At 73.7% G+C, this 5,213-nt stretch carries 3 protein-coding genes; 2 read left to right on the top strand and 1 reads right to left on the bottom strand.

Features of this window, described 5'->3' with window-relative positions; genetic code table 11:
- The first annotated feature begins 170 nt into the window (after positions 1-170).
- Positions 171-1,142, top strand: a complete 972-nt coding sequence (locus AB0C69_RS37670) for a sulfotransferase (RefSeq protein ID WP_353834058.1) — start codon at positions 171-173, stop codon at positions 1,140-1,142.
- A 7-nt stretch (positions 1,143-1,149) separates the two neighbouring features.
- Here AB0C69_RS37670 and AB0C69_RS37665 read toward each other — a convergent pair whose 3' ends face one another.
- The gene (locus AB0C69_RS37665; protein WP_360360566.1) at positions 1,150-3,102 is read right to left on the bottom strand and encodes an ABC transporter ATP-binding protein; all 1,953 of its coding nucleotides are present in this window, start codon (positions 3,100-3,102) and stop codon (positions 1,150-1,152) included.
- Between the two features lie 206 nt (positions 3,103-3,308).
- Between AB0C69_RS37665 and AB0C69_RS37660 the strand changes: the two genes are divergently transcribed.
- Positions 3,309-5,213: Xaa-Pro dipeptidyl-peptidase (locus AB0C69_RS37660; RefSeq protein ID WP_360360562.1), on the top strand; the 1,905-nt coding region annotated here is incomplete at its 3' end.

Below are 5,213 nucleotides of genomic sequence, written 5' to 3'. Positions count from 1 at the left end.
GGGGGGGGGGGGGGGGGGCCCCCCCCCCCCCCACTGGCCCGCCCCCGGCCCGCGCGCCCGCCGCCCGGCCCCGCGCGCCCCCGCGCCGGTTAACGGATGGGTATCGGGCGGGTCCTTACGGAGGGTCACGGACCGACCGGCCCTCAAAAGGTGACAAACTTGGCCCGGTTATGAGGTCGACGCCGCACATCCTGGTGATCAACGGCACCAAGGTCCGCCGCCCGGTGTTCATCCTGGGCGCGCCGCACTCGGGTGCGGAGCTGCTGGCGCGCGCGGTCAAGCGCTCCCCCGGCTTCCACCTGACCACGGGCCGGCCGGACGTCCTGCGCGTCACCTACGCCTTCGCCCGCCAGCCCTCGATCGCCGAGCGCGGGGAGGGCGCCGCCCGCGTCCTGCGTGACGCGTACGCGCAGGCGTGGCAGGTGTCGGCGCGGGCCTGCGGGGAGTGCCCGGACGAGTGCCGCGAGATGGGCGGGCTGCCGCCGCGCCCGCCGGGCGGGCCGGAGGGTCCGGCCCCCGGCCCCGTCCCGGAGCCGCCCGGCCCGTGCGTGCAGGCGCAGGGGCTCGCCCGGTACGCCGACGCCTCCCCCGACCTGATCTACAGCGCCGACGTGCTGCTGGACGCCTTCCCCGACGCCCAGCTCGTCCAGGTGATCCGGGACGGCCGGGACGTGGTCGCCGACATGCTGGCCGACGAGCGCTGCCTGGCCTGGTTCAAGCCGGGCCTGGCCAACCTCGACACGGTGTTCCCCAACCCGTTTTTCGGCGTCGAGGACCACACGGACCGGAGCCGGTGGCCGCGCGCGGCGGCCGCCGTGAAGTGCGCCATGCGGTGGCGGGGGTCGGTGCGGCTGAGCGCGAGGCTCCGCCTCCAGGTCCCCGAGGAGCAGCTGGCCACGGTCCGCTACGAGGAGCTGGTGGCCCGGCCGCGCCGCGTCGGCGCCGACCTGGCGGAGTACCTGGACGCGCCGCTGTCGAAGTCGGCGCTGACGGGGCTGGTGCGGGCCGGGGCGCGCGACGCCGCCGAACCGGGCGTCGGGGTGTGGCGCGAGCGCCTCACCCCGCGGCAGGCCGCGCAGGTCGAGAAGGTCGCGGGCACCGAGCTGCGGCGGCTCGGCTACCCGCTCGGCTCCGAGGCCTGAGCGGCCGCTACTCGGCCCCGAGCGGCTCGGCCCGCCGCTCCTCCTCGGGGCCCTGGTCGCGCTGGTGCGAGAACTGCGTGCGGTAGAGCTCGGCGTACAGGCCGCCCTCCAGCAGCAGCTCCTCGTGCCGGCCGCGCTCGGCGACCCGGCCGCCGTCGACCACGAGGATCTGGTCGGCCTCCCGGATCGTGGACAGCCGGTGCGCGATCACCAGCGACGTCCGGCCCGCGAGGGCGGTGCGCAGGGCCCGCTGGACGGCCGCCTCGGACTCGGAGTCCAGGTGCGCGGTCGCCTCGTCGAGGACGACCACCGCCGGGGCCTTGAGCAGCAGCCGGGCGATCGCGAGCCGCTGCTTCTCCCCGCCCGACAGCCGGTAGCCGCGGTCGCCGACGACGGTGTCCAGGCCCTCGGGCATCTCGGCGACGAGGCCGCCGATGTGCGCGGCCTCCAGCGCGGCGAGGATCTCCTCGTCGGAGGCGTCCGGGCGGGCGTAGCGCATGTTCTCGCGGATCGAGTCGTGGAACAGGTGCGCGTCCTGGCTGACGACGCCGATCTCGGCGCGCAGCGATTCGAGCGTGACGTCGCGGACGTCGACGCCGCCGATCCGGACCGCGCCGGCGGACACGTCGTACAGCCGCGACACCAGGTGCGTGATCGTCGACTTGCCCGCGCCGGACGGCCCGACGAGCGCGACCAGCTGCCCCGGCGCGGCGGTGAAGTCGACGTCGTGCAGCACCTCGCGGCCGGGCGCGGTGTCGGTGCGGGCGATCGACTCCAGCGAGGCGAGCGAGACCTCGTCCGCCGACGGGTAGGCGAACCGGACGTGGTCGAACTCGATCGACGGCGCCTTCGACAACGCCGGGCCCGAGCCGTTGGCGGACGGCGCGCGGGCCTCGGCCAGCTCCCGGGCGCCGTCGCGGTCGCGGACCAGCGGCTTCAGGTCGAGCACCTCGAACACGCGGTCGAAGCTGACGAGCGCGGTCATCACGTCCACGTGCACGTTGGACAGCGCGGTCAGCGGCCCGTACATCCGGGTCAGCAGGGTGGCGAGCGCGACGAGCGTGCCGAGCTGGAAGCTGCCGTCCACCACCAGGTAGCCGCCGACGCCGTAGACCATGGCGGTGGCCAGCGCGGCGACCAGGGTCAGCGCGGTGAAGAAGACCCGCCCGTACATGGCGGCGACGATGCCGACGTCGCGGACGCGGGCGGCGCGGCCGGAGAAGTTCTCCTCCTCTTCGGCCGGACGCCCGTAGAGCTTGGCGAGCATGGCCCCGGCGACGTTGAACCGCTCGGTCATCAGCGAGCCCATCTCGGCGTCCAGCACCATCTGCTCGCGGCTGACCCGCTGCAGCCGCCTGCCGACCCACTTGGCCGGCAGGATGAAGATCGGGAGCAGCAGCAGCGCGATCACCGTGACCTGCCAGGACAGGATGAGCATCGTCACCAGCACCAGGACCAGGCTGATCACGTTGGACACCACCGACGACAGGGTGGTGGTGAGGGCGCGCTGCGCGCCGATGACGTCGTTGTTGAGGCGGCTGACGAGCGAGCCCGTCTGCGCCCGCATGAAGAACGCGACGGGCTGCCGCTGGACGTGCGCGAACACCTGGCTGCGCAGGTCGTAGATGAGCCCCTCGCCGATGCGCGCCGAGTACCAGCGCTGCGCGAGGCCGAGCACGGCCTCCACCAGGGCGAGCCCGGCGACGGCGGCGGCGAGCCAGAGCACGATGTCGGAGCGGCCCGGCACGATGCCGCGGTCGATGATCCCCTTGAGCAGCAGCGGGTTGGCGACGACGATCACCGCGGCCAGCGAGTTCAGCGTGAGGAAGACCACCAGCTCGCGGACGTAGGGCCGGGCGTAGCCCGCGATCCGCCCCACCGTGCCGGGCGCCAGCTTCTGCCGGGTGACGGAGCTGTCCTTGCGGAAGGACGCCATCACCTGCCAGCCGTTGCCCGACATTCCCGGCATTCCCACGAGCGCCTCCGGTAGACGTCGACGTAATCAAGTACGTAATCAAGTAAGCATCTCAGTATCCGGCGTGGACAACGCGCCCCCGCCCGCCCGTCTTCCCGGCTCCGCTCACGGCGTAACACGCCTCTGGACAAGCCGCTCCCGGGGTGTAACCGTGATCTCCACTTCCCGGCTCACACCCCCCAGGAGCCCCGATGAGACGACGCCTCACCGGCGGCGCCGGCGTGATCACCCTCACCGCCGCGCTCGCCGCCGCCTCCGCGCTGCCCGCCGCGGCGGCCGGGCCCACCAGGTCCGCGCCCCGGCCACCGGGCGCCCACCAGGTCACGGTGCGGAACGGGGAGACGCAGCCCGTGTTCTCCCGCGCCGACGCCGTCACCCAGACCGTGAACATCGAGACCACCGCCGACAGCGACCGCGACGGCGTGCGGGACCGCGTGCAACTGCGGATCATGCGGCCCAGGGAGACCGACACCGCCGGCCTGAAGGTCCCGACGATCCTGGAGCCGAGTCCGTACTGGGCCGGGATCAACGACGTCCCGAACCACCCCGTCGACATCGGCGACGCCCGGGCCCGCTCGCTCACCACCACGCGGCGCGACCTGGCCGAGGTCTTCCCCGGCTACTACGACAACTACTTCCTGCCGCGCGGCTACGCCGTCGCCGACCTGGACAGCATCGGGACGGGCGGCTCGACCGGCTGCCCGACCTCCGGGGACCGCAGCGAGCAGGCGGGCGCGAAGGCCGCCGTCGACTGGCTCAACGGGCGGGCCCGGGGCTGGACGCCGGACGGCGCGCCGGTGAAGGCCACCTGGTCCACCGGGAACGTCGGCATGATCGGCCAGTCCTACGACGGGACGCTGCCGAACATGGCCGCCGCCACCGGGGTCGAGGGCCTGAAGGCCATCGTCCCGATCGCGGGCATCTCCAGCTGGTACGACTACTACCGCGCGGGCGGCGGCGTGGTCGCGCCCGGCGGCTACCAGGGCGAGGACCTGGACGTCCTGGCCAAGGCCGTACTGACCCGCGGGAACCCCGAGGTCTGCGCGAAGGTCATCGAGGACATCGAGGCGTCCCAGGACCGCGAGACCGGCGACTACTCCACGGTGTGGGCCGAGCGCGACTACGTCGGGCAGGCGCGGAGGGTGCGGGCCGCCGTCATGGTCGTGCACGGGCTCAACGACTGGAACGTCAAGGTCAAGCACTCCGTGCAATGGTGGAACGCGCTGAAGGAAGCGGGCGTGCCGCGCAAGCTGTGGCTCCACCAGGGCAACCACTCCACGCCGTTCCGCTGGCGGGTCGAGGAGTGGCTGCGCCAGACGCTGCACTGGTTCGACCGCTACCTGTACGGCGTCCGCAACGGGATCGAGCACGAGCCGCGCGTCGACGTCCAGCACGCGGACGGGACGTGGGAGACGGCGAAGGACTGGCCCGTCCCCGGCACCCGCACCGTCCCGGTCAGCCTCAACGCGGGCCCGTCCGGGCAGCCGGGCGCCCTCGGCCTCAGGCCCCGGCCCGGTCCGGCGCAGTCGTTCACGGACGCGGGCAGGACCCGGACGGCCGAGGAGCTCCTCGCGAACGAGGGCCAGGCCGACCCGAACCGGCTCGCCTACCTGACCGGGCCGCTGACGGAGCCCGTCCGGGTGGACGGCATCCCCTCGGTCTCGCTGCGGGCCTCGCTCGACGGCCGCTCGCCGTACCTGACGGCGCTGCTGGTCGACTACGGCACCGACACCCGTCCCACGGGCGCGCGCGTCACCACCGGCGAGGAGGTCTGCTACGGCCAGAGCGTGCCGGGCGACTCGGGCTGCACGATCCGGCAGGCGCTGCACACCGAGACCGCCCCCTACAAGATCATCACGCGGGGGTGGCTGGACGCCCGGAACCGGCACGACTTCGCCCGGACCGAGCCGATCGAGGCGGGGCGGACCTACTCCTTCCGATGGGACCTCGAACCGACCGACTACACGGTCAAGGCCGGCCACCGGCTCGGCGTGATCCTTCTGTCCACCGACCACGACTACACGCTCCGCTACCCGGCGGAGCGTGTGGGCGTTCTCGAACGCGACCCCGGCCGGGCCGCGGCGCGCGCCCGCGAC

This window comes from Actinomadura sp. NPDC048032, from assembly GCF_040653175.1.
In the GTDB taxonomy this organism is placed as follows: Bacteria; Actinomycetota; Actinomycetes; order Streptosporangiales; family Streptosporangiaceae; genus Spirillospora; species Spirillospora verrucosospora.
The sequence above is the reverse complement of the archived record's forward strand: the minus strand, read 5'-3'. Positions and strand labels throughout refer to the sequence as shown.

What these genes read in the sequence shown, in the direction of transcription:
- AB0C69_RS37670 (WP_353834058.1), top strand. Translation starts at nt 171, where the DNA reads ATGAGGTCGACGCCGCACATCCTGGTGATCAACGGCACCAAGGTCCGC.
- AB0C69_RS37665 (WP_360360566.1), bottom strand. Translation starts at nt 3,102, where the DNA reads ATGTCGGGCAACGGCTGGCAGGTGATGGCGTCCTTCCGCAAGGACAGC.